The organism is Cellvibrio japonicus Ueda107 (assembly GCF_000019225.1).
Taxonomy (GTDB): domain Bacteria; phylum Pseudomonadota; class Gammaproteobacteria; order Pseudomonadales; family Cellvibrionaceae; genus Cellvibrio; species Cellvibrio japonicus.
The window spans coordinates 2,497,448-2,521,643 of record NC_010995.1; the positions used below are offsets into that span (position 1 = coordinate 2,497,448).

General features: G+C 51.6%; 19 protein-coding genes and 2 tRNA genes. 10 read left to right on the forward strand and 11 right to left on the reverse strand.

Annotated elements, in window-relative coordinates; translation table 11 throughout:
- The first annotated feature begins 169 nt into the window (after positions 1-169).
- From CJA_RS10500 to CJA_RS10525, 6 genes are all read left to right on the forward strand, one after another.
- Positions 170-1,129: an AAA family ATPase gene (locus CJA_RS10500; protein WP_012487764.1), complete on the forward strand. Its 960-nt coding sequence runs from the start codon at positions 170-172 to the stop codon at positions 1,127-1,129.
- A 4-nt stretch (positions 1,130-1,133) separates the two neighbouring features.
- Positions 1,134-2,093, forward strand: a complete 960-nt coding sequence (locus CJA_RS10505; RefSeq protein WP_012487765.1) for a DUF58 domain-containing protein — start codon at positions 1,134-1,136, stop codon at positions 2,091-2,093.
- 13 nt (positions 2,094-2,106) lie between these two features.
- A complete protein-coding gene (locus tag CJA_RS18685) occupies positions 2,107-2,667 on the forward strand; it encodes a DUF4381 domain-containing protein (protein ID WP_049765437.1) in 561 nt (186 codons plus the stop codon).
- Positions 2,660-3,616, forward strand: a complete 957-nt coding sequence (locus CJA_RS10515; protein ID WP_012487767.1) for a VWA domain-containing protein — start codon at positions 2,660-2,662, stop codon at positions 3,614-3,616. The genes CJA_RS18685 and CJA_RS10515 overlap by 8 nt, the downstream gene beginning before the upstream one ends.
- Positions 3,613-5,607: a VWA domain-containing protein gene (locus tag CJA_RS10520; RefSeq protein ID WP_012487768.1), complete on the forward strand. Its 1,995-nt coding sequence runs from the start codon at positions 3,613-3,615 to the stop codon at positions 5,605-5,607. The genes CJA_RS10515 and CJA_RS10520 overlap by 4 nt, the downstream gene beginning before the upstream one ends.
- A gap of 78 nt (positions 5,608-5,685) precedes the next feature.
- Positions 5,686-7,392 carry a BatD family protein gene (locus CJA_RS10525; RefSeq protein WP_222862900.1) on the forward strand — a complete coding sequence of 569 codons (1,707 nt, stop codon included), beginning with the start codon at positions 5,686-5,688 and terminating at the stop codon, positions 7,390-7,392.
- A 144-nt stretch (positions 7,393-7,536) separates the two neighbouring features.
- Here the strand turns inward: CJA_RS10525 and CJA_RS10530 are convergent, their stop codons facing one another.
- The 6 genes from CJA_RS10530 to CJA_RS10555 all read right to left on the reverse strand — a co-directional run bounded on the left by CJA_RS10530 (position 7,537) and on the right by CJA_RS10555 (position 14,741).
- Complete coding sequence (locus CJA_RS10530; RefSeq protein WP_012487771.1) at positions 7,537-8,346, reverse strand: nitrate- and nitrite sensing domain-containing protein; 810 nt, start codon at positions 8,344-8,346, stop codon at positions 7,537-7,539.
- A 601-nt stretch (positions 8,347-8,947) separates the two neighbouring features.
- Positions 8,948-11,620 carry an aminopeptidase N gene (pepN, locus tag CJA_RS10535; protein ID WP_012487772.1) on the reverse strand — a complete coding sequence of 891 codons (2,673 nt, stop codon included), beginning with the start codon at positions 11,618-11,620 and terminating at the stop codon, positions 8,948-8,950.
- A gap of 18 nt (positions 11,621-11,638) precedes the next feature.
- Complete coding sequence (locus CJA_RS10540) at positions 11,639-11,902, reverse strand: YeaC family protein (RefSeq protein ID WP_012487773.1); 264 nt, start codon at positions 11,900-11,902, stop codon at positions 11,639-11,641.
- 22 nt (positions 11,903-11,924) lie between these two features.
- On the reverse strand, positions 11,925-12,788 hold the full coding sequence (locus CJA_RS10545; RefSeq protein ID WP_012487774.1) for a rhomboid family intramembrane serine protease: 864 nt from the start codon (positions 12,786-12,788) through the stop codon (positions 11,925-11,927).
- Positions 12,789-12,823: 35 nt separating this feature from the next.
- Positions 12,824-13,837 carry a metallophosphoesterase gene (locus tag CJA_RS10550; RefSeq protein ID WP_012487775.1) on the reverse strand — a complete coding sequence of 338 codons (1,014 nt, stop codon included), beginning with the start codon at positions 13,835-13,837 and terminating at the stop codon, positions 12,824-12,826.
- A gap of 1 nt (position 13,838) precedes the next feature.
- Positions 13,839-14,741: an NAD(+) kinase gene (locus CJA_RS10555; RefSeq protein WP_012487776.1), complete on the reverse strand. Its 903-nt coding sequence runs from the start codon at positions 14,739-14,741 to the stop codon at positions 13,839-13,841.
- Positions 14,742-14,915: 174 nt separating this feature from the next.
- Here CJA_RS10555 and CJA_RS10560 point away from each other — a divergent pair, with 174 nt between their 5' ends.
- Positions 14,916-15,908 carry a DUF1853 family protein gene (locus CJA_RS10560; RefSeq protein ID WP_158304062.1) on the forward strand — a complete coding sequence of 331 codons (993 nt, stop codon included), beginning with the start codon at positions 14,916-14,918 and terminating at the stop codon, positions 15,906-15,908.
- Positions 15,909-15,921: 13 nt separating this feature from the next.
- Here the strand turns inward: CJA_RS10560 and CJA_RS10565 are convergent, their stop codons facing one another.
- The 5 genes from CJA_RS10565 to CJA_RS10585 all read right to left on the reverse strand — a co-directional run bounded on the left by CJA_RS10565 (position 15,922) and on the right by CJA_RS10585 (position 20,505).
- Positions 15,922-17,058, reverse strand: a complete 1,137-nt coding sequence (locus CJA_RS10565) for a cyclic nucleotide-binding domain-containing protein (protein WP_049765440.1) — start codon at positions 17,056-17,058, stop codon at positions 15,922-15,924.
- 138 nt (positions 17,059-17,196) lie between these two features.
- Positions 17,197-18,189, reverse strand: coding sequence for a 1-aminocyclopropane-1-carboxylate deaminase/D-cysteine desulfhydrase (locus tag CJA_RS10570; RefSeq protein ID WP_012487780.1), 993 nt, complete (start codon positions 18,187-18,189; stop codon positions 17,197-17,199).
- 97 nt (positions 18,190-18,286) lie between these two features.
- Positions 18,287-19,681 (reverse strand): hypothetical protein, encoded by a 1,395-nt coding sequence (locus CJA_RS10575; RefSeq protein ID WP_012487782.1) that lies wholly within the window; start codon positions 19,679-19,681, stop codon positions 18,287-18,289.
- A 602-nt stretch (positions 19,682-20,283) separates the two neighbouring features.
- A tRNA-Asp gene (locus CJA_RS10580) sits at positions 20,284-20,360 on the reverse strand.
- 69 nt (positions 20,361-20,429) lie between these two features.
- A tRNA-Val gene (locus CJA_RS10585) sits at positions 20,430-20,505 on the reverse strand.
- 267 nt (positions 20,506-20,772) lie between these two features.
- Between CJA_RS10585 and CJA_RS10590 the strand changes: the two genes are divergently transcribed.
- From CJA_RS10590 to trmA, 3 genes are read left to right on the forward strand one after another with little or no spacing between them, the layout of a single operon-like run.
- A complete protein-coding gene (locus CJA_RS10590; protein WP_238526753.1) occupies positions 20,773-22,275 on the forward strand; it encodes a two-component system sensor histidine kinase NtrB in 1,503 nt (500 codons plus the stop codon).
- A 20-nt stretch (positions 22,276-22,295) separates the two neighbouring features.
- Complete coding sequence (locus CJA_RS10595) at positions 22,296-23,033, forward strand: hypothetical protein (protein ID WP_012487785.1); 738 nt, start codon at positions 22,296-22,298, stop codon at positions 23,031-23,033.
- A 56-nt stretch (positions 23,034-23,089) separates the two neighbouring features.
- On the forward strand, positions 23,090-24,190 hold the full coding sequence (gene trmA / locus CJA_RS10600; protein WP_041551444.1) for a tRNA (uridine(54)-C5)-methyltransferase TrmA: 1,101 nt from the start codon (positions 23,090-23,092) through the stop codon (positions 24,188-24,190).
- Positions 24,191-24,196: the final 6 nt, after the last annotated feature.

The window sequence follows — 24,196 nt, forward strand, 5'->3', positions numbered from 1 at the left end:
ATCCTCCTGGATTAATCTGGCCCCGGTTAGTTAAGACTAGACGAAAAAACTGCATAAACAGTTGAAATGATTGGGAACTGCCACCAGATAGGGCAGTCTATCGAGCGCCGCGTTCAGTGCCCTGAAGCACCCTGGCCAATTGCCAATAAACAAGAGAAGGTAGTTCAGCATGCATGCCTATCCACAGATACACGCCCTCAATAACTGGCTCAGTGAGCAGATCATCGGCCAGGAACACCTGCTTCAACGCCTGCTGATTGCCCTGCTTGCCGATGGCCATTTGTTGGTGGAGGGCGCTCCCGGCCTGGCCAAAACCAAAGCGATCAAAACCCTGTCGCAAGCCATTGCCGGCAATTTCCACCGCATCCAATTTACCCCCGACCTGCTCCCCGCCGACGTGACCGGTACCGACATCTACCGCCCGCAGGAAGGCAAGTTTGAATTCCAACCCGGCCCTATCTTTCACAACCTGGTTCTGGCTGACGAAATCAACCGCGCCCCGGCCAAAGTGCAATCGGCGCTGCTGGAGGCCATGGCCGAACGCCAGGTGAGTGTCGGCAGTCGCACCTATCCCCTGCCGCCCCTGTTTATGGTGATGGCGACCCAAAACCCGATTGAGCAGGAAGGTACCTATCCGCTGCCCGAAGCCCAACTCGACCGATTCCTGTTGCACGTCGTCGTGGATTACCCCAGCGCCGAGGCAGAGAAACGCATCCTGCGCCTGGCGCGCGCCGAAGCAGCATCGCAAAGCAGCAGCGCCCCGGAACCCATCAGCCAGGAAACCCTGTTTGCCGCCCGCCAGGAAGTCCTGGCCCTGCATATGGCGGAGCCGGTGGAGGAATACATTGTCCAGTTGATCAATGCGACTCGCCGACCATCTCTCTACGGTGAAGACCTGGCGCAATTGATCGAATACGGTGCCAGTCCCCGCGCCACCATTGCGCTGGATCGCTGCGCCCGCGCCCACGCCTGGCTCAATGGCCGCGACTATGTCAGTCCCGATGACGTCCAGGCTGTTGTGCACGATGTACTGCGCCACCGTTTAATCCTGAGTTTTGAGGCCGAAGCGCGCGGTATCAGTAGCGACCAGGCGATCGATAAATTACTTGCCGTTGTTCCGCTGAGTTAAGCCCATGGCCGCCCTGTCAAATCGCGACCTGGCACCCAACCCTTTCCTGCTGCCGCAAGGTGCCTACGCCCAACTCGATTGCCTGTTAGGCAGCCGCTTTATTGCGGAGGATCTAAGTCTCAGCAGTGTCAAACCGGCCAGGAGCCTGTTGGCTGGCAGCGTGCGCACCCGCTATCGCGGCCGGGGTATGGACTTTGAGGAAGTGCGCCTGTACCAAGCGGGGGACGATATACGCTCTATTGATTGGCGGGTTACCGCACGCACCCAGGTACCGCACACCAAACTGTATCGCGAAGAGCGCGAACGACCGGTCTTTTTATTGGTTGACCAGCGCGCCAGCATGTTTTTCGGCAGCCGGCGCTGCTTTAAATCGGTATTGGCTTGCTACATTGCCGCCACCCTTGGCTGGACAGCCCTGGGCAATAGTGACCGCATAGGCGCACTGGTTTTTGGCGATAGCGACCAGCGCGATATACGTGCGCGGCGCGGCAAGCACGCACAGTTGGAACTGATCCACCAACTGCAGGAATTTAACCGGCGCCTCACCAGCCCTATTGCCTCCGAGCACTCACTATCCCTGGCCGAATTGCTGGCGGATTTGCGCCGTATCAGCAAACCGGGCAGTGCCCTGTTTATCATCAGCGACTTCCGCGATATGGATGAGGCCTGCGAGCGCGAATTATTCAGCCTCGCCCGCCATGCAGACCTGACACTTATCCATGTGTACGATCCGCTCGAACAACAACTGGATAGCAACCAGCCACTCAGTGTCAGCAACGGCCAGGTACGCGTGCAACTACCTGCGCAACAGCGCAGTTTCCAGCAGGCCTATCGCGCCCTGTTCGAGCGCCGCCTGGAACTCTTGACGCAAACCGCCAAACGCCTGGGAATTGCGTTGCTCAGCCTAAGTACCCAGGACGATTGCGCCCAGCAATTGCGCCAGACCTTCGGTCGTCGTCGCTAAGGCAGGTGCAGACATGAAAACCCAAGCTTTGCCGCAAAACCTGCCCATGCCCCAATCCGCTTCCCCGTTGGATCAATTGGCCGATATACACCTGCCCGATCCAGTCAGCCTATGGCCACTCGCTCCCGGCTGGTATCTGTTATTGGTATTACTGCTGATTTTTATATGGGTTAGCTATGTCGTTTATCAGCGTCAACAGCGGCAGCGCTATCGCCGCGAAGCCATCCGGGCGCTACAGCAAGCACTTGCGGATTACCGGCAACACGGCAGCCTGGCCTCTTACCTGCAAGTACTCAATCTCACATTGCGCCGCACAGCCTTGAGCGCTGGCGCCTCCCAGGCTGTACTCAGCCTTACCGGATTGCCATGGCTCCAGTGGCTTGACCAGGGTGCCCAATTACCCGGTCGTTTTTCCGACCACACCAACCTGCTGCTGGTGGCGCCCTACCAGAAATCACCGGAGGTCGCCGGATTGGAAGACGTCCAGCGGCTGGCTTTAGCCTGGGTAAAGGGCCATAACCTCAAGCGCGCAGGCAAGCTGATAAAACCAGCCCGGGAGACCACCCATGTTTGAGCTGGAATGGCCCTGGCTGTTGCTGCTGGCCCCCCTGCCCTTATTGATACGCTGGTTGCCGCCCCTGGAGCGCAGCGAGGCAGCCCTGCGCGTCCCGTTCTTCGGTGCAGTAAACACCCTGGCCCAGTCCGGTTCCGGCAATAGCCACCGGCGCCTGGGGCGCATCCTGGCACTCTGGATCATCTGGCTTGCCAGTGTACTGGCAGCCGCCAACCCGCAGTGGGTTGGCGAAGCGACCAGCATGCCTAACAGTGGCCGCGACCTGCTCCTGGCCGTGGATATTTCCGGCAGCATGCGTGAGCCGGATATGGTCTATAACAATCGCCGCATTACACGCCTGATGGCCGTTAAAAAAGTGGTGGGCGATTTCGTGGCGCGCCGCCAATCCGATCGACTGGGGTTAGTCCTCTTTGGTACCCAGGCTTTTTTACAGGCGCCGCTGACCTTCGATGTAAAAACCGTGCAGGAAATGCTTATCGAAGCCGAATCGGGTTATGCCGGGGAAGCAACCGCCATCGGCGATGCCATCGCACTCAGCATCAAGCGCTTACGTGAACAACCCAATGCCAAGCGGGTTATCATCCTGCTGACCGATGGTGAAAATACTGCCGGCGAACTGGGCATTGCGACTGCCACGGATTTAGCGGTTAAAGCCAACACCAAGATTTATACCATCGCGTTCAGTCCCTATGATCGCGAAGTGGATTCACACAGCATGCAACAAATTGCCGAGCAAACCGGCGGCGAATTCTTTCGCGCACGCAACACCCGCGACCTGGAAGAAATCCATCGCCAGTTAGACCTGCTTGAACCTACAGCGCAGGATGAAGCGACATTCCGCCCGGTAGAAAGCCTATTCTATTGGCCACTGGCAATTGCCCTGTTAACCAGTTTGCTCCTCGCACTTGCCCCCATGGTGCGCATTCCTGTACGGGGAAATGAGGCATGACAGACCTGCTCAACCAATTTCATTTTTTACGCCCCTGGTGGCTAGTCGCTATAGTGCCCGCAGCACTATTAATTATCGGGTTGTGGCGCCGCCAGTATCAGGCACAAAGTTGGCAACAATTGATCGCACCGGATTTACTGCCCTATTTACTGGATGGCAAAACCACCCATATCAATCCGCGCTACCTGCTCGGTTTACTGTTGGGCTGGATCATTGCCTGCACTGCACTGGCCGGCCCCACCTGGGAAAAACGTCCGGTAAGCCTGGAAAAAAACCAACAGGCACTGGTGCTCTTGCTCGACTTGTCGCCTTCTATGTTGAGCGAAGATTTAAAGCCATCCCGCCTGCTGCGGGCACGCCTGAAGATTGCCGACATCCTCAAGCGCCGCCAGGACGGCTATACCGGCCTGGTGGTGTATGCAGGCGATGCCCATGTAGTGACACCGCTGAGCGATGACAGCAAAACCATTATCAACCTGTTACCCGACCTGACCCCTTACATCATGCCGTTATCGGGCAGTAATACCGAAGCAGCCATCGGCCGCGCGCTGCAAATGATGCACGACAGCGGTATCAGCCAGGGCGATTTATTGTTGCTAACCGATGGCGTCACGGCAGATGCCCAGGCACGCATTGTTGAGCTGATGCAAGCGCACAAGGATATTCGCCTCTCTATCCTGGGTGTGGGGACTACCAGCCCAACCCCGATCCCTGCCAGTAAAGGCGGCTTTGTGCGCGATCGCGCCGGCGGCATCGTCACAACACAATTGAATATCAGCGAGCTGCGCGATCTGGCACACAAAACCGGTGGTCGCTACCAAACCTTTGTCGACACCACGGCGGATATCGATGTGTTGTTAAGGGATGATCCACACCGTTCTCCTCAACACCAAACCGATAAAACCCAGCGCGAATTTGATAGCTGGTATGACCGGGGGCATTGGCTGGCGCTGCTGCTGTTGCCCATTGTCCTCTACAGTTTCCGCCGCGGATTGCTGCTCAGCCTGCTGTGCCTGCCCTTGTTGGGACTGACGCCGCAAAACAGTTATGCCTTCGGCTGGGACGATTTGTGGCGCAACAAAAATCAGCAGGCCTACCAGGCCTTGCAAGAAGAACAGACACAAAAAGCAGCCGAGTTGTTTAACGATCCCAACTGGAAAGCAACCGCAGACTATCGCGCCGGGCATTACGAACAAGCCGCCCAGGGTTTCGCCAAAGATGATTCTGCCCGTGGCCATTACAATCGCGGCAATGCCCTGGCCAAGGCAGGCAAACTGGATGATGCTATCAACGCCTACAACCAGGCCTTAAAGCGCAACCCCCATTTTGCTGATGCGCAAAAAAACCGTGACCTGGTAGAACAGGCCAAACAACAACAGCAACAGCAACAGCAAAACCAATCCCAGAATAGCCAGTCGCAAAATGACGACTCGCAAGATAACCAGCAGGACGGTCAACAACAGGATAGCCAGCAGCAGAATACCGGCAACCAAGCCGATAAACAGGATCAATCTTCCGGTGAGCAGCAGGAGCAAGACACGCAACAACAAGACACCTCACAACAAAACCAGAGTGAACAACAAGGCCAAACCGAACAGCAAAACAGTGAGCAAACATCCCAGCAGCAGAGCGCACAGGATGAAGAAGGCCAGGAGCTGAGCGAGGAAGAAAAAGCGGAAGAAGCGCGTCGCCAGGCAGAAGAACAGGCACAGCGTGAGGCTGAGCAGGCGCAGCAAGCTAATGCAGCGCAAGAGCAGTCATCCGATGAGCAACAATCCGACGAACAACAGGCACTGGCCCGGCAAATCCAGCCGGATGATGGTTTAACAGACGAAGAGCGCCAGGCTATGGAGCAATGGCTGCGCCGGGTGCCCGATGAGCCGGGTATGCTGCTAAAAAACAAATTCAAAGACCAGTACCGCAAACGCCGTATGCAAATGTTCAATGGCGAATGGGAAGCACCGGAAAACGGTGCAACTGACCGCTGGTAATCCATCAAGGGATAACAACTGACTATGCAACATCCGATCGCTAGCACAACATCCCGTATTAACCTTTTGCCAAGCGCAATGAAGGCCTGGCTTTGTCTATTGCTGGTGCTATGCCTGTGGCCCTCTGCCTGGGCAGCCAACCTGACAGCCAGTGTCGATAAGAACCTGATCGGCCTTAATGACACCTTTACACTGCGCTTACAGTACGATGAAATCGACAAAAGTGTTAGCCCGGACCTGAGTTCACTGCAACACGATTTTGAAGTACTGAATACGCAAAGCGGCTCTGTCGTCAGCATTGTCAATGGCCAATCGCAAAGCTATACCCATTGGACCATTGATCTGGCACCGCGCAAAATCGGCAAATTGATTATCCCGTCCTTCAATATCAAAGGTGCAGTCAGCGATGCCATTGAAATTACCGTCGAAGGTAAAAGCAAACGCGCGCAGGCCGATAATATCCAGGTAGAAACCCTGGTCGAAAAACCGTCCCTCTATGTACAGGAACAATTGTTTGTCACCGTTCGCCTGAAAATAGATGCCAACCTTTCACTGAATGGCGGCAACATGGAACCACTGCAAATCAAGGATGCACTGGTCATTCAATTGGAGGACAAGAAATATCGCATGAATGAAAATGGACGCCTGGTTGACATCATCGAAAGTCGTTTTGCCGTCTACCCGCAAGTCAGCGGTGAAATGATTATCCCCGCCATTTTGTTCCAACTGGATGTCGGCGGTAACCAATGGGATATGCGCAGCTTCTTCGGCACCAATCGCGGCAACCTGATACGCCTGCGCACGGAAGAACAGCGCATTACCGTTACGCCTTCACCACAGGACCCCAAAGCCCAACCCTGGCTGCCAGCACAAAACCTGCAACTGGAGGAACACTGGAGTACCAACCCGGAAACACTCAAGGTAGGCGACCCTATCACCCGCACTATTACTATCCGTGCCCAGGGACTCAGTGCCGCGCAATTACCGCCGCTGCCAACCCTGGATATCCAGGGGTTAAGCAGCTATCAAGACCAGGCACAAACCGAAGACCAGAAGCAAGACAATGGTGTTACAGGTTCCCGTGTTGAAACTACGGCGATAGTCGCCAACCGCAGTGGCAGCTACACCCTACCCTCCATCAAGTTACATTGGTGGGATACCCAGGAAAAAGTCTTTAAAACGGCAGAACTTGCCAGTACTCGCCTTAACGTGAGCAGTGGTGCCAACAACATGGATGCAATTGTAGATAAAGACAGCAACACCCATGATGAATACACATCTGTTCCACTGAATACCGAATTGAACCTATCCGCTAACCATCAAACCAAAGCCTCTCTACCCATCTGGGTTTATGTGTTGCTTGCCGCAAGTCTGTTAGCCAATGTGTGCTTATTCTGGCTATATCGGCAAGCACGCCTCGGCAAAAACACCCGATCAACCGATCAGCAACAAGATGGAAAAGAACAACACAGCAATGAAAAAGCGGCATGGCAACAAGTTAGAGAAGCGATAGGCAACAAGGCTACGCCAGAAAAACTGCGTGAAGTGTTGTTGCACTGGGGAAGGATTTTCTGGCAAGACGCGCAATTAAATAGCCTTGATAGGCTTGGCCGTCAATTTGGCTCCGCCGAACTGATAGAACACCTCAAACAATTGGACCGTTGTATTTATAGCCAGAAACATAGCGAATTGGACCTGGACGCATTGAAACAACTCCTGGCCAGCCTGCGCCAGGCCACCCAGCGCAAGCAGGAGCAAACCCTCAAGGCACTTTATCCCCACTAAATCAACATCCTTGCAGACAAAAAATACCAGGCTTGGCCTGGTATTTTTTTATTGAAAAACTGCTTTTCAATAAACAGGATTTAATAAGCTGCACAGTTTTTTACCCGTTCAAACCATGGCTCACCTCAAATTGGCTGGCGCCCGTTAACCTTCATATCGGTAGAACTGTAGGTTCTCAATCTGTCGGTCAAACTGCTCAAGAATATGATCGATACAGCGCGTTGCCAATGCAAAATAATCACCTGGTGCAATGGTGGGTTTATCTACAACCAATTGGGTCTCTATACATTGCATCAAGCTTTTGATTTCCTGGCGCAATTTTTCCGACCAAGCCTCCTCTACCGACCCTGAGATTTTATTGCGCAAATGATTTAACTGGATACGCATCACACTGGAACATTCACCGCGTGCAGCTACACCTGTACCCAATGCACGCGCCTGGCCAATATACTCTGCAATGGATAACAAATAACGCCAATCTGTATCCAATGAACCACCGCCCATCTTGGCTAAATGATGGGAGTCAGCCACATCCTCTATCAGATACAGTAGATTGGCGATCAAAATATTATGTTGCTTGAAGTTGTTATCAGCATCGCCCTGCAAATAGGACTGGGCCAAACGCTGCCAGTGATCCAGCAAACTCTTCCATTTGATATTATCGCGAACCCATAATCCCGAATCCTGGATGTCTTGCGCAATACGTTTTACATGGAGATTAACCTTATCAATTTCCGCTTGGACACTGGTATTGCCATTGATATACCCTGTAGTCAAGCCACGGTGTTGCTGGATATAGGTCAATAGGTTGCGCATCAGTTTTATGTATTCAATCCCCCGCGCCAGCATACGTTCGGCGATCCTGCGTTTGCGCTTAAGCGATAGCGCGAGAAACAGCAGGAACAACAGCGAAAATAACACAAAGAAAATCAACAGAGAAAAAGGCGTTTCCATAGTTTTATCCCGCCCGATGGGTTAAACGATGCACGTGTTGCGCAATTTCAGCTGCCTGCCCTGCACGAAAACTGTTTTTATTAGCCAAATCTGCCGTGCTTCAATATCCCGGAAAAATGTCAACCACTGCCAGCGACAATCCTCCAGACATTACGGATGGCAGGACCCATAATTTCACCGCTGCTACAAACTGACCCAAAGTCCGCAAGACCAACTTCACTCGATACTCAACAAAGCTCCACCTCATGCACCAAACACAAGCAGGCAAATTCAATACCATTTTTTTTGCCCCAAAACACAGCAACGCTAACAGACCAACAACGTGTTTTTGTGTATCCATTACTGCTTTAAAGTGGGATGGCCGCTGACTCAATATTCATGCTTCAACATTCGTGCCAGCTAATTCGATAGTGGAGGGTCTGGAAACGTGATGATTGTTGCGAACCTATAAAAAACCCAGGCCGAACTAGGCTTCCAGCGAAATAGGTGATAAAAATAACCGCCTATTTATCGCAACATTCACTTGCTAATACGAATGGAAAAATACGTTCAGGCCGGGAAACTCCCGGCCATAAGAAGAGAGGAAAACCAGGTAAAAAGATCAGGCCAAACTTTTACTAACGACCTCAAATACATCCTTGGACAATTCAGGCTCTGCCCGGATACGTTCCAATTGGGCCTTCATCAATTGTTGACGTACATGGTCGTACTTTTTCCACTTGGTCAAAGGCGTTAACAAACGCGAGGCAATCTGTGGATTCTGGCGATTGAGCTGGATAATCTGGTCAGCCAGGAAAGCATACCCCTCGCCATTCCCACTATGGAAATTAATGGCGTTGCCGTTGCAAAACGCTCCGATTAATGAGCGGATCTTGTTAGGGTTTTTACCATCATATGCAGAATGTTGCAGCAGGGCCCTTACACGACTGAGGGTATCCGGCAGCTGACATCCAGCCTGAACACTCAGCCATTGGTTTACCACCAGCGATTCATGTTGCCAGCGCCCAAAGAAATCTGCCAATGCTGCCAGGGAATACTCTTGCGCTAGCGGCGCCTCACTGTTAACCAACTGGGTGAGCGCAGCCATAACATCTGTCATGTTATTCCCATGGCGATATTGCTGCTCACACGCGCGAATCGAGCCTTCATCATGAATCAACATCAGATAAGCCAATGCCACGTTTTTGAGGCTACGCGTCGCAATTGCATCGGCTGTTGCTGCATAGGGCTGCCGATGGTCATAAGACTGGTAAATACGCGTGAAATCATCTGCCAAGGCATTGGCCAATGCCTTGCGCACAGCCTGGCGACTGTAATGAATGGCTTCCACATCGATTACATCCGCCAACTCACTGATATAGGCTTCCGATGGCAATGTCAGCATGTATGCCACCATTGCCTGATCCAGGCTGGCATCTTGCAATACGCGGCGATAGGCATCGACCAATTGCGCACTGAGGCTAAACCCATCCAGGGACCGCTCTTGCTGATAAGCAGCCATAGCCGCAGAAATGGCCTGTAACCCCAACTGTTGGCTCGCTTCCCAGCGACTGAATCCATCGCTGTCACGGCTCATCAGCAGGATTAAATCCCGGGTCGAATAGGCGTAGTTCAATTTCACTGGTGCAGAGAAACCGCGCAATAAGCTGGGTACCGGTTTTTCCTGTACCCGCTCAAACACAAATGTCTGCTCTGCGTCCGTAAGTTCAAGAACCCGATGGGTGTTATCACTGGTTTCAAAATCCGGCTGGGAACCTTGCAGATACAAAGGTAAGTCCCCTGCACTGCCCAACAACCCCATGGCAATCGGGATATGGAACGGCAATTTATTCTGGCACTCTGGCGTTGGCGGACAAGATTGCTTGATAGTTAATGAATAGGTCTGCGCATCTTCATCATAATAGTCTGTGACGTCCAGGCGCGGCGTACCTGCCTGGGAATACCAGCGTTTAAACTGCGACAGGTCACGACCGGATGCATCAGCCAGGGCAGTGACGAAATCTTCTGTGGTTACTGCCTGGCCATCATGTCGATCAAAGTATAAATCCGTGCCTTTGCGGAAGTTTTCCTTACCCAGCAGGTTAGCCAGCATACGGATCACTTCCGCACCTTTTTCATACACCGTCATGGTGTAGAAGTTGGAGATTTCAATGTAGGATTCCGGACGGATAGGATGAGCCATGGGGCCTGCATCCTCTGCAAATTGCAGGGTGCGCAGCAGGGTGACATCTTCTACCCGCTTGACGGTGCGCGATCCCATGTCGGCGGAAAACTCAGAGTCGCGGTAAACGGTAAAACCTTCCTTCAAACTTAACTGGAACCAATCGCGACAGGTAACCCGGTTACCACTCCAATTGTGGAAATACTCATGGGCCACAACACCTTCAACACGCTGGAAGCCCACATCGGTGGTCGTTTCCGGTTTGGCCAGCACACAAGAGGTATTAAAAATATTTAACCCCTTGTTTTCCATCGCTCCCATATTGAAATCGTCTACCGCGACAATCATAAAAATATCCAGATCGTATTCGCGCCCATAGACTTCTTCGTCCCAGCGCATGGCATGTTTGAGTGAAGCCATGGCATGGTCGCACTTATCCAGATCCTTGGGCTCCACAAAGATGCGGAGTGTCACCGCTCGCCCCGAGCTGGTGGAAAAACTATCTTCGATATGGGCCAGGTCACCAGCAACCAGTGCAAACAAATACGCCGGTTTTTTAAAGGGGTCATGCCAAATGGCATAGTGACGCTCCTCACCGGCATCACCCTGTTCGATCAGGTTACCGTTAGATAACAATACCGGGTATTTTTTATCCGCAATAACCTTGGTGGTGAATTCACTCATCACATCCGGGCGATCCAGATAGTAGGTAATTTTGCGAAAGCCCTCAGCCTCGCACTGCGTGCAATACATAGTGCGCGAGCGATACAAACCTTCCAGTGATGTATTGGACTCCGGTTTTATTTTAGTGATAGTTATCAGGGTAAATGTTTCTGGTGTGTTAAAGATCGTCAGGCTTTCTTCACCAAATGTGTAATCGCCCTCTTCCAACAAGCGCCCATCCAGCGATAGAGAAACAAGCTCAAGGTCTGCACCCTGTAAGGTTAATTCGGTTGCTGCCTGTTTGGCAGCCGGATTGCGGCGCAAGGCCAACATGCAACTCACCAGGGTATAACCATCGTGAATATCGACATTAAGGTCTGTAGTATCGATCAAATAATCCGGAACCTGATAATCCTTCAGATAAATGGTTTTCGGTGCTGGCGCGTTCATAGACTGGTCCCCGGTCATTTATTCAACCCACTTGATAGGTTTGTCGTGGTCTTCATGTTCATGGTCACTGCCACAAAAGCTGTGAGGCTCGGGCGGTATGTAACCTGTATGTGTATCTTGCGGCAAGTTTTTGTGCTCATAGGCGATCACCGCTTGCATGCATAATTCACGCTGCGCTTGTGTCAGTCGATTGCCATCCGGCCATTTTCCCAATTCAACAGCACGCTTAAGGCTGTGATAGATATCCGGTGTCAAACTGGCCAACAATTGTTGCAAATTCATAATCGTGAGTTCAGGTAATGGATTAACGTCGGGATTTAACAATATAAAGCAGGAGTGCAAAAGCGGCGCCAGCAATCAATCCTGTCGCATGATTGGCATTGGCGATACCACCATCCATAAAAAGATCCACTACACCGGTCATTCCCACCACCAGCCAAACAAGCATAAACCAGAGCATACTGGCAGGCACATCAATTAATGGGTGAGGCATAAGGCGCCGCAACACCAGGATAACGCCAATAAAACTATAAATAACGCCGGATATTCCCCCAAAATTGGGCATACCCGTCCAATAGTATTGCCCGAGGTTGGCAAGCACACCCGCCACCGCGACCAACAATAAAAAACACCAATGCCCCAGCAGTAACTCCAAGCGCTGGCCAAACCACCACAACAGGATCATATTAAACGCAAGGTGAACCATGCCGAAGTGAAGAAAGATCGGCGTCAGCAGGCGCCAGATCTCACCGCACGCGAGTGATTCATCTAACGGGACAAAACGGTTGTGGGTGTAATCCTGAAAGGTAAACCAGTGCTCCCAATGACTGCCAATCACTGTACTGCTGATAAACCACCCCAGGATGGATAATCCAATCAGTACAAATACAATCGGTGTAGCCTGAAGCTGTCGGAGAAATTCCTGGCTATCGGCCTCCAGGCTGGATGCCTGGTGCCCGGATGTCGCTTGCAGCTGGATTCGCCCCTGGAGGTATTGCTCAAGAAATTCGTTAAGTGCCGGAATGATATCCGAATCTTGCACAGCCAGAAGTTGCTGGCCGCGATCCTCCGTAATCCGATGGATAACACCACGCTCCTGAAGAAATTGCACCAGGGCGGTCAAATCCTGGTCAAGGGGAAAATGTCTAACCGCAATCCAATCGTTCAAAGGAAAGTCTCAATCATCAAATCAATCTATTTCTATCAAGGGTCAACATAGACCCAGGAAAACTTATTGGCATCCAATTGTGCCTCACCGTCCATACGATATGCCACCAATCGGCCATATTTAACTGCGCTATAGTCGAGACAAGCAAGGTTTGGGGTCAAGGGTTCAGGACGCCCCTTAAGCCAATAATGGCCGACAAACAAAGGCGGCAAATCGCTGGCGTAGTACAGCATCTGGGCACGATGCTCCGGGCTAATCGGGGCATCGGCAACCGCATCAGGCAGCGGATCCGGCTGGAATAACAGCTCGCCATAGGTGTGTGCTGCCGTTGCCCAGAACTTGGTGCGGAATGCGCGCCGGGTATAACCATCCGGGGAGGTCATCACCATGCCTTCAGGCAAGGATAAATCAATCCCCCCCGTTAATCGCTGCTTGGTCAAGGCCGCCTCACTACCGGGAATCACCGAGGCGCGCAGGAATTCCATATCGATATGCGCGCTGCCATATGCCAGGCGATGCCGATCGATAAGCACCTGGTCCCAACAGGCGTGCACAGCCCGGAATACCTGACCGGTCAAGGGATGGCTGAGTTCCGCAAATAGCGGTAATTCAACAAACCAATTGAGGAAATCCGCCCACTCCTGAGGGTAGCGGGCAAATTGTTCCAGGGTTTCGGCAATCTGCCGGGTATTGGCAGGGATATGAGGGCGGAGATATTCGCATACCCCCGGAAGTACCGGTGTGCAATAGGTGATGGCATTGACCTCGTGGTTACCCAGGATCATCAGGGCATTCCCCCTCTCCACCATATCGCGCACCAGGTGCAAGGCTTCGCGAATCCTGGGTCCACGGTCAACCACATCCCCAAGGAAAATTGCCTGGCGCTTCGGATGAAAATAGGTACCGCGCTGTTTTTTGTAGCCCAGTTGCTGCAGCAGGCGCTCCAGCGTCTGCGCACAGCCGTGGACATCGCCAATCAGGTCGTAACCATAGGCTGCACCGGGCGTCACCCAACGGCTTGATTCCGTAGTAGATACCTGATTACCCATATTATTCAGGTTTTAGCAGATGACCACCCCAGCCCAGTTTGGAACGGCAACGCTCGTAAAAGTTGTAATCCAGCGGATGCAAAAGCTCAAGCAATTGCGGTTTTTTGCGAATGATAATTTCATCGCCGGTTTGCACTTCGGCATGGGAGTGACCATCGCAGGTTACCATTGGCAAGGCGCGATTATGCTCCCCCACCATCAGCAAGATTTCACTATCTCCCGACACCACAATGGGTCGGCTGCTGAGCGTATGCGGGTTCATAGGCACTATGACAATAGCATCCAGCTTGGGGTGTAAAATCGGACCGCCACCACTGAGTGAATAGGCGGTAGACCCTGTAGGCGTAGAAACAATCAAACCATCGGAACGCTGGCTGGTAACGAAGGAGCCATCGACATGGATTTCAAATTCCAGCATATGGATAAATTGCCCGGTGTGTAACACCACATCATTCAGTGCATCTGCCAAGGCTATAACCTGGCCGTCACGGCGCACTTCCATATCCAGCAAAAAACGCTTTTCAGATGCAAATTGCCCGGTCAGAACCTCTGCCATCTTTTGCTCAATTTGCTCGGGCGTAATATCTGTTAAAAACCCGAGTCGCCCCCGGTTAACCCCCAGCAAAGGTACTTGATATTTGGCCAGGGCCCGGGCACCGCTTAACAAACTGCCATCTCCCCCCACAACAATGACCAGATCGCAAATTTGCCCGAGGGCGTCCATATCCATAATCTGGCGCGCAGCCTGGGTCAGGGCTATATCGCTGATACGGGCCGCAGTTTCAACCTCAAGTACAAAGTCCTTGCCGCGTTGTTGCAAAAAGCGAATCAAGCGCTCGATTGAATAAACCGCACGCTCATTATTAAGGTGCCCAATCAGGCCGATGGTGGAAAAATGGGTCATACAGGCACGTCATCCTGGCAGGCGCCCTGCCCCTTGATGCCAAAAGCGAATCATGGGAATAAGGCAATCTTAAGTGTGGGGCACGACGATGAAAAAAGCCCCATGGATCAATACCTTGCTATTATAGCCCGGCAACCCTGGCTAGCCAGGGTCAATTTTTCACAGGGTACACCTATGGTATTGCCAGTTTATGATACCCCCTGGCTGAAGCAACAATTGCGCAGCCTGCGTCATCAGGCAGTGCGCGACCTCGCCTGGTGTTGCCTGGGCCAGCCTTTACTGCAAACACTGCCAGACAGCCCCCACACCCAACTACTATCAGGTCTGGCGCCAGTCTCCAGGCTACAAACCTGGCTGCAAGTACTGGACGCTGATCCAACGCCCCTCCTAAACCATTTAGCCTTATTTAAAAGCACTCGCCTGGGCGTTTATTACGAAGCCCTCTGGCATTTTTACTTCACGCAACAGGGCGATTGGGAATTGCTCGGCTACAACCAGCAGGTTAATTACCGGGGACAAACCCTGGGAGCCTTTGATTTCTTGTGTCGCCGACAAAACACCTATTGGCATATCGAGAGCGCCATAAAGTTTTATCTGGGTAATAGCAGTGGCGGGGATCTGTCCGAGTGGCAACACTGGATTGGTCCAAACAACAGTGATCGGTTGGACATCAAACTCAACCATCTACAGCAACACCAGCTTCGCTTGTCTGCTAACGATGAAAAAAACCCTGCCCGGCATTGGTTACAGCAACACTTTACCGAGGCGCCGTTTTGGCACAGCGGCTTGTTATTACAAGGCTATTTCTTTTATCCCTATCAAGAAGCGCATACCGGACAAGCAGCAGGAGCACACCCCGACCATCAGGGTGGCTATTGGATGCGCTGGCAAGACTGCGAAGGTTTTTTGTCACAGAGCCCTGCAAAACGCTGGGTCGTTATCGAGCGCACACATTGGGTATCTCCCGCACAAGGAGACGAACTGGATAGCCTCATGACAAGCGGGCAATTGGCGATCTGGTTAAGTGATTGGACACAAGCCTCCCACAAACCCATCATGATTGCTGAGGTGGAGTTATTCACACACCAGGCACCCTTACCTGTCTGGCAGGAACAAGAGCGTTATTTTGTCGTACCGGACAATTGGCCAGCAACCCACAATACATGATGGCCATCCCCGTTTAGTCACTGGGCACGGCAACACCATCTCGCAATAAATAGTTATTGGAGTCCAGCCAATAAGAAGCATATTTTGACTGTTCCAGCAAGTCTGCACAGTCTGCCAAAGCCCAGGCTTTGTATCCCTGTTGGGAGAGCAGATGGGCCGCTGCACGACTGCGACGACCGGTATCACAATAAAAAATAGTGGGCTGTGTCTTGGATAATAATCTCGATTTGATAGCGAGAATATTCAAAGGCACATTCACCGCCCTGGGCAAATGCGCCTGCGTATATTCTTCTTCACTGCGCACATCGACACATACATGTGTCGCCAATGCCGCCTCCAACTCTGCAAGTGCCAGGGTAGCAACCTGAGGCTCTTTCAGCAGCTTGTAAAAATCCTGCTTTTCCAGGCGCATTAACACGCCATCGGTACGCATCATTACCGTGGCATTGCGCACAGTTTCATTGACCAATGCATCTTCACCAAAACAACGCCCGACACTAATCGTCGCCAGGTGTTCCCTGTTGCCATCGACATGGCGTGTAACATCTGCCTCCCCTTCTTTGATGAAATAACACTGCTCACCCAACTCACCCTGACGAATGACAACATCGCCGGCATAGACCACCTGAGGGGTTAAACACGAAAAGATTTCTTCAACATTGAGCGGGGGAACTTTAAAAAATAAATTGGATTTAAGTACTGTCATCATCCAATCCACGTCTTCATCCAGATCGCGCTGGCGAGAGATAAGCAATTGCAGATAATCGGCCACCTGGCTCCAGGCCAACATTTTGTCGAGACGCTCGCTATTAATACGCAACAGGCTGCAATCAGAATCGGCGATAGCCGTAACACGACGCGGCTGATGATGGGCGATAGGAAACAGGCTTTCACGGCCTTTAATCGCCTGACGCTGTCCATCGGGAGCTACCAGGCTGACATTACCATGGAGGAGATATACATGCTGGTCGTCGTAACTGCCCTCACTAAACAAAGTCTGCCCGGCGCAAGCAACCTCAGGTACGACATCATCCAGAAGCGCGAGCAAATGCGCCTCACTCATATCTTTCAGCGGGACCAAAGAGCGTGTCAGGTTTATATCAAAATCGACCACCGCCGGTTGGTCCTGTATCTGCATCTGCGCTTGCATACACCATCCCCTCCATCAAAACAGCCAATTGATAGTCAAGGCTGAGGATATATTCATTATTATTCAATCGAGCCAAGGTAACTGTTTATCACTTGGCAACTTATCACTAACAATATGAAAAACAGTATGAATAAACCATCACGAATTCGTTAACGGACCTTCCGGACACACAAACCCTCGCCGCCCTTGCAAACCACCTGTGTGTATAGCCACCAGGCGTGTACCGCGGGGCCAATAACCCTGTTGAGCCAGGCAGTAAATCCCCCAAAACAGCTTGAGGGTGTAAACCGGGTCGAGGAGCATACCCGTTTCCTGTTCAAAATCTTGCCAAAACTGATAAAGCCCAACACCGGGAGCCCGACCATAGCCGCCGCCATGGAATCCTGAGATCAATGCCCAACCAGCCGCGGGAGCACCCTTGGTGGAGTCTGGCAAAATTCCTTCCAATGACATAACACTGTCATGTATCTGTACACCCAGGCTGCCTGCGCCCTTAAGGACAGAAAAGCCCAATACCCGTTGTCCGGCGCCAAGCCCAGTCGCAACCCCAGCCAGGCTTGTGCCGGTGCCACACGCGATACAGGTCTGGAAATCACCGTCTATTTGTTGTCGCAACGCCCATCCAACAGCCATCATCCCTGCAGCCCCCAAAAGGTTGGCACCGCCCTCGGGGATGCTGTAAATACTGTTATCCACCCCCTGCACGTTGGTGCCTCCATGGGTGTAGTGACGATAGTCACTGCGCGACACAAACTGCAACTGCATCCCCAGAGACTGGACATCATTCAGCATTAAGCTAAGACTCAAGGGCTGTTCGCCACGAACAATCCCTCTGGCTGGAATCCCACACTCCCTGGCCGCTGCTGCCAGTGCATATAAATGATTGGACCAGGGACCACCGTAACTCACCAACTCGGAAGCACCGGCAAGCCGGGCTGCTTTCAGGTTGTAAAATAATTTATAAAACTTGTTACCACTCTGGGCTGGATCAATCAGATCGTCCCGCCTGACCCACAGAGACAATCCCGCTTTTCTTACCCAGCCACAGACCACAGGCTCAAGCTTGACCCCCAGGGCCACGTCATGGAGTTCTGCCTGAAAACGGGTCACCAGGCTTTTATCGTCAATCAAACACCAGCCTCACAGAACCAAATTTATCACGCGGAGCGATGGAGATTACCACGGCAACCTGGCGTTCGATATAACCATGTGTTACACAACAAACCACCTAGCGACGTTCAGCCACCCGCTGCAATGCAAATGCCTGGTGCTGGGAACAGCGATCAGACTCTCCCGGTAAAAACTCCAGCGGTGACTCAATGCGCGTAACAGCCGTTCCACAAGCATGTCCGCGGGCATCCAGGGCATTGCAGCAAGGTTTTTGGTAATGCTCCCACCAGGCCAGATAAATCGGCTCGCTCACCCCGGATTTTTGCGCGAGGTAAGTCGCGGTATTTTCCAGATAGGCAGCCACATCATCCAGGGGAATACTGAGCTGTCCAATGCCAGGCTGGAAGGTCACAAAACTGATACCTGACTTGACCAAACGGCTCAATAATTGGTCGCCGCCATTTTTAACCATGGCCTGGGCCTCACGCTTCAGGCTGACAATCTCCTCCTTTAGCGCCGTTTCATTTTGATGGCGATAGAACAACTCAACCTCGCGCATTTCCAACATCTCGCGCAACTCTGCTGTAGCCGCTTGCACACGCACATCCAGCTCCATATCGAAATTGGCTTGCAACGCTTGTAACTGGCTAGCCTCATCGGCCTGGGCGGATTTAAGCTTGTGCGCAAAATATTCACGGACCCCATCAATCTTTTTAACCTGGGTATCAAGGCTCTCCTTCAAGACCCGATTGCGCTCTTCCAACTCCTGGTTAGCAGTTTCCAGCTCAGCCATTCGCTGCTGGTAGGATGTCAAACGCTGTTGGTGCTCGTGCTGTGCCGCCTGTAAGCGGGACTGGAGTTCGGAATTGAGCGTCGCCAGGCGCAAACGCTGCTCCTTGGCCAACTGGGCCACCTTGTCGCGCAGTTCCCCGGTGTAATACTCGTGAAGCTGTTGCTGCAACACCTGTTGCTCACGCTCAAAGTCTTCAACACTTAAAGGCTTGAGCACAGGAATATGCTCATCATCAACCACAGGTAAGGAGGGTTCAGGTGACTCCTTACTGCGTGGATTCACAATAAACCCAAGTCGGTTAGCCCTGATGGATTTGGCCAGGGCCACAAAGGTATTTTGGCCAGGCTCCATGCGTGGGTCCCACAAGTTCTTTTGATGCCAGGCCACAGGACATTGACTGTAACAAACCAGGCGAATAGCCCCGGCTCCCAAATCCGGCCCAGGGCCGGCAGAAGCCAATAATTGCTGCAAAGGCACATTCCAGCGATGGTCCACTATCCCTTTGGCATCAAAACCTATCAGGAAGAAAACCGCTCCGGTGATGCAGAGCTGGTGGTTGGCCTGCACGTAAATGGCCCTGGCTGATGTGGATGCATAATCAGGAAGGGGAATAAAACCATCGAGAATTGCCTCAAACTCCGGATAGAGGAGCTCGCGCAATATCTGATTGTCCTGCAGGAGGAACACGGCCTCCAGAGGTCCGGATGGAGAATGTGGCATAGTTACCTGACCCTATCTAGTCACCTGCCCTCAATAAAGGGACAAGTAGCCAACACCAGCCCAAACCGGTGCAAAGCTGGACTTAGTATAGGAGAGAGGTATCTATCAAAACGTGAAAGCCCGCCCAAGAGGCCAGGTTTTGTACAGAATTGCGAGCTACTCCATAGATTTGAGCAGCTATCGGTCGGTTAACACAGGCGCCAACAGGCAAAATCAGAGCTCTGAATAGTCCTCGGCAATCTCGTCATCAAACTCATCCCAGGTGATATCCAGTAAATCTTCAACATAGTCTTGCATAGTGGTAACTCCATTCATTGGCAGGAACATCCTGCAATCTCGGTTAAGGCAATCGACTCCCGAAACCGCTATTGGTTCTGAATCTATCCCATAAACAGCAAGTTACCAACCCAAGATGACATTATTGTGTATATGATTTTTTCATTAAGGGCGAGCTATGCCCTAACTTTAGGGCTCCCCGCCCAGGCAAGGCTGGATGCGAACAGAATCCGGAAGAAAGTAACCAGAACAAGGACGGAGATAAAAAGCGGGAAGTATGACGTACAGATAGCAAAAAGCCCGCAAGTAAGCGGGCTTTTATAAAGTGGCGGACCGGACGGGGCTCGAACCCGCGACCTCCGGCGTGACAGGCCGGCATTCTAACCGACTGAACTACCGGTCCGCATGCTGTCTCAACTTACCAGCTCGTTTTAACTTGCATTACAACCAGCAAGCTTGTCACTGAAACGATTGGTGGGCGGTACAAGACTCGAACTTGTGACCCATGCCTTGTAAGGGCATTGCTCTACCAACTGAGCTAACCGCCCCCGTCGAGAGCTGCGCATTCTACTGATTTTGCTTTTCGTGTCAAACACTTTTATATAATTCCTGTAAAAAGCCAAAAGCTTGGCTATTTTGGCAACAACAGGGAATAAGAAAAGAACAAATGCCCGGTCAAGCATGGGCAAGCAACCGGAAAGCGCGTAGATTGTCGCACTTTCCAAAGCCGAAGATACGCCAGTGCCCTCTCAAATACCGGAGGATTTATTGTCATGCCCTATGGCCAGTGCTTCTCCTACTCTCGTGCACAATGCATGACAGCCCTATGGCGGCGGCCCAGCGTGATGCTGGCCCAGGTTAGCTGGATGCTGGCTGCACCTGCCGCCATGGCTAATCAGAGCGGGAGAATTACCGACAATGGTATTGCTGTGGTGATCCTTATCCTGCTGGTACTGCAAACCCTGTTGATTATCGGGCTCCAGCGCAGCCGTTTACATAACAAACGCGCCCGAAAATCGCTCAAGGAATCCCAAAAAGCCTTAGAGCAGCGAATCCACGAGCGCACCGAAAGCCTTTATAAAATCAACAACCTGTTAATTGATGAAGTGGCTCGTCACGAAGCCACCGGCCATTTGCTGCGCGAAACCAAAGAATATTTACAGAGCATGATCAACTCTATGCCATCCATTATTATTGGTGTAGATGCTGAAGGTTATATCACGCATTGGAATGCTGCGGCCGAAAGTAACTTTGAAATTTTTTCCAGTGAGGCACTGGGTAAAAACATCACCCATGTGCTCCCCAAATTCCCGGTCAGCAGGGAGACCATTGCGCATATTATTCGCGCGGGGGAGCCTCGTTCATTGGAGCACACCCGCAATAATGAAGATGACTCCAATCAATATTACGAAATTACCATTTATCCCCTGATTGCTAATGTCAGACCCGGTGCAGTGATACGCGTTGATGATGTGACCCTGCGCGTAACCATTGAAAACCTGATGATACAGAATGAAAAAATGTATTCCCTGGGAGAGGTAGCTGCTGGCATAGCCCACGAGATTAACAACCCGCTCAGCGTGATTTTACAAAACGTACAAAACATTACGCGCCGCCTTGATCCACACTTTGCAGGCAACCAAAAAGAGGCTCAAACACTTGCATTGGATCTGCAGCAGGTGGATCAATATTTGCGCCAGCGCGACATTTATCAATTTCTACAGTACATTCGTGAAGCCGGTGAGCGATCCGCCAATATTGTAACCACCATGCTGGCATTCTCGCACCAGGGGCAGAAAGCCAACACCCTGATCGACATCTCACAGCTAATTCACCAGACATTGACCCTAAATCAAAATCTCTACGGCGGAAAACCGGATACGCAAACACCGCTTATCCATACTGATATCAGCAACAACTTGCCCCCCATCAAAGGCTCTGGCCCCGAACTGCAACAGGTCTTGTTAAACCTGCTGCGCAATGCGCGTCAGGCACTTGGCAACGCTGCCAGTGATACCCGGGCTGACCAGGCACCCTGCATATGGATCAGGGCCAGGGTCCAGGAAGGAGATCTTGTGATCGAGATTCAGGATAATGGCCCCGGAATGAGTGAAAATGTACGACGCCACATTTTTGAGCCCTTTTTCACAACCAAAGGGGTAGGCTCTGGTACAGGACTCGGATTATCGGTGTCCTACTTTATTATTAGCGAACGCCATAGGGGCAGTATTGAAGTGAAGTCGGTACCCGGTCGCGGCAGTACATTTATTATCAAACTGCCACTCAATGAGACCAGGGTACCGGCTAACGCACAATAGCATTCCGGAGATGAATCACTATGAATATATCGGTTAGCCATTCTGCACTCTTAGCTATGGTATTGATCCTGAGTGCATGTACTACACCAGTAGCTCCGCTCGACGAAACCAGGCTGCCGCAGGTTGCTGAAAAAATCTTGCAAGAAACCCTCTACTACAACAGTTTATTTACGCAATGTGCACGCCTGGGTGGCGACAATGAGCTGGAAGCCCTGGAAAAGCAACAGGACTGGCTCGCCAGTAACTGGCAATTAGCTGCCGCAGCCGACAATCTCTACAGCCAGCAACATGCCAATTATACGTTCAATTATAAGACCCAAAAGCTCGTGCCTGCCGCCCTGCTACTAAACCAAAAAACCAGGCAGCGCGCACAGGATGAATTGAGCCTGGAAAAACGTACATTAAGCAACCAGCAAAAAACCTGCAGTTTTCGCCTGAAACAAATGACGGCAGAAAACATGCGGCTCAACAGTGATCACGAAATTGCCCTCTACGAACAGGCATTGCTTAACCAAGCAACCGTTAACACCCATGAAGTCTATGATCTGCCAAGCCTGGCAGGTGGTATAGCAACAGATTTAGCGCCCGGAAGAAGTTATTTCCCTATTGCACACCAACATGAGGGTACTTGCGACCAGCCCTACACCCTCATCGTTGATAATGAATGGCCACAAGAGGCATATATCAATTTCTGCAGTGACCTTGCCGTTGAATTACTCACCTGCGAATGGGGAAATTGCCAGTCAACATCGCTATAATGGCCGCTTTTTGCCACCAGGCAGGTCACTTGGTGGCTCCCCTTGCGAGTTTCCCCATGCCACAACCTCAACAGCATACAGCAGACTACTCCAGCGCTGCCTATGAAGCCCAGCTGCAACAAAAACTGATTCGTCTGAACCAGGATTTTGCATCATTTAACCTGCCCGAGATTTCCGTATTCCGCTCACCGGAAAAACACTTTCGCATGCGCACTGAATTCCGCATTTGGCACGAGCGGGGCACGGCTATGTACGTGATGTTCTCGCAAACAGACAAACGTCCCTACCCCATCCGGGAATTTCCTATTGGCAGCGAGCGAATTAACCAATTAATGCCCGAGCTGATGGCGTTGGTAAATCGCCATGAATGCTTGCGCCATAAATTATTCCAGGTGGAGTTTCTGACCAGCCTCAGTAACCAGGCGTTAATTACGCTTGTCTATCACAAACCGCTTGATGAGGAGTGGATTAGCGCAGCAACCGATCTGCGCAAACAACTCAATGTGGAGATTATTGGCCGCAGTCGCAAACAAAAAATCCTGCTGGAGCGCGATCATATTATTGAATGCCTGAAGGTTAATGGCCGCGAATACCGCTACCAGCAGGTAGAAGGTAGCTTTACCCAGCCTAATGCCAGGGTGTGTGAACAAATGCTGTCCTGGGCTCAGGAGCAAACACGCCATACAGGAGGGGACTTACTGGAGTTGTATTGTGGCAATGGCAATTTTACCCTGCCACTGGCACAAAATTTCGACCGGGTTCTGGCCACAGAGATATCCAAGACATCCGTAGATTCTGCACTTTATAACAGCCGGTTGAATCAGGTTGAAAACCTTCAGATTGCACGCATGTCGAGTGAAGAGTTTACCCAAGCGATGGATGGGGTTCGCGAATTTAATCGTTTGAAACACATTTCGTTAAATGACTATCGTTTTTCAACTATTTTTGTTGATCCACCCCGCGCCGGGCTCGATCCCGCCACCTGCCACCTGGCACAACGCTTTGACAATATTGTCTATATTTCCTGCAACCCGGAAACGCTTAAAGACAACCTGCAAACCCTGACACAAACCCATCAAATTTGTACATTTGCGGCGTTTGACCAATTTCCCTATACCCATCACCTGGAATGTGGAGTGTTATTGCAACGCCGCTAATGTAGC

Bases quoted from the DNA above. Each gene is read 5' to 3' on its own strand.
- CJA_RS10530 (WP_012487771.1), bottom strand. From the start codon at position 8,346: ATGGAAACGCCTTTTTCTCTGTTGATTTTCTTTGTGTTATTTTCGCTG.
- CJA_RS10540 (WP_012487773.1), bottom strand. From the start codon at position 11,902: ATGAATTTGCAACAATTGTTGGCCAGTTTGACACCGGATATCTATCAC.
- CJA_RS10550 (WP_012487775.1), bottom strand. From the start codon at position 13,837: ATGGGTAATCAGGTATCTACTACGGAATCAAGCCGTTGGGTGACGCCC.
- CJA_RS10560 (WP_158304062.1), top strand. From the start codon at position 14,916: ATGGTATTGCCAGTTTATGATACCCCCTGGCTGAAGCAACAATTGCGC.
- pepN (WP_012487772.1), bottom strand. From the start codon at position 11,620: ATGAACGCGCCAGCACCGAAAACCATTTATCTGAAGGATTATCAGGTT.
- CJA_RS10500 (WP_012487764.1), top strand. From the start codon at position 170: ATGCATGCCTATCCACAGATACACGCCCTCAATAACTGGCTCAGTGAG.
- CJA_RS10515 (WP_012487767.1), top strand. From the start codon at position 2,660: ATGTTTGAGCTGGAATGGCCCTGGCTGTTGCTGCTGGCCCCCCTGCCC.
- CJA_RS10595 (WP_012487785.1), top strand. From the start codon at position 22,296: ATGAATATATCGGTTAGCCATTCTGCACTCTTAGCTATGGTATTGATC.
- CJA_RS10525 (WP_222862900.1), top strand. From the start codon at position 5,686: ATGAAGGCCTGGCTTTGTCTATTGCTGGTGCTATGCCTGTGGCCCTCT.
- CJA_RS10505 (WP_012487765.1), top strand. From the start codon at position 1,134: ATGGCCGCCCTGTCAAATCGCGACCTGGCACCCAACCCTTTCCTGCTG.
- CJA_RS10575 (WP_012487782.1), bottom strand. From the start codon at position 19,681: ATGCCACATTCTCCATCCGGACCTCTGGAGGCCGTGTTCCTCCTGCAG.
- CJA_RS10520 (WP_012487768.1), top strand. From the start codon at position 3,613: ATGACAGACCTGCTCAACCAATTTCATTTTTTACGCCCCTGGTGGCTA.
- CJA_RS18685 (WP_049765437.1), top strand. From the start codon at position 2,107: ATGAAAACCCAAGCTTTGCCGCAAAACCTGCCCATGCCCCAATCCGCT.
- trmA (WP_041551444.1), top strand. From the start codon at position 23,090: ATGCCACAACCTCAACAGCATACAGCAGACTACTCCAGCGCTGCCTAT.
- CJA_RS10590 (WP_238526753.1), top strand. From the start codon at position 20,773: ATGACAGCCCTATGGCGGCGGCCCAGCGTGATGCTGGCCCAGGTTAGC.
- CJA_RS10555 (WP_012487776.1), bottom strand. From the start codon at position 14,741: ATGACCCATTTTTCCACCATCGGCCTGATTGGGCACCTTAATAATGAG.
- CJA_RS10565 (WP_049765440.1), bottom strand. From the start codon at position 17,058: ATGCAAGCGCAGATGCAGATACAGGACCAACCGGCGGTGGTCGATTTT.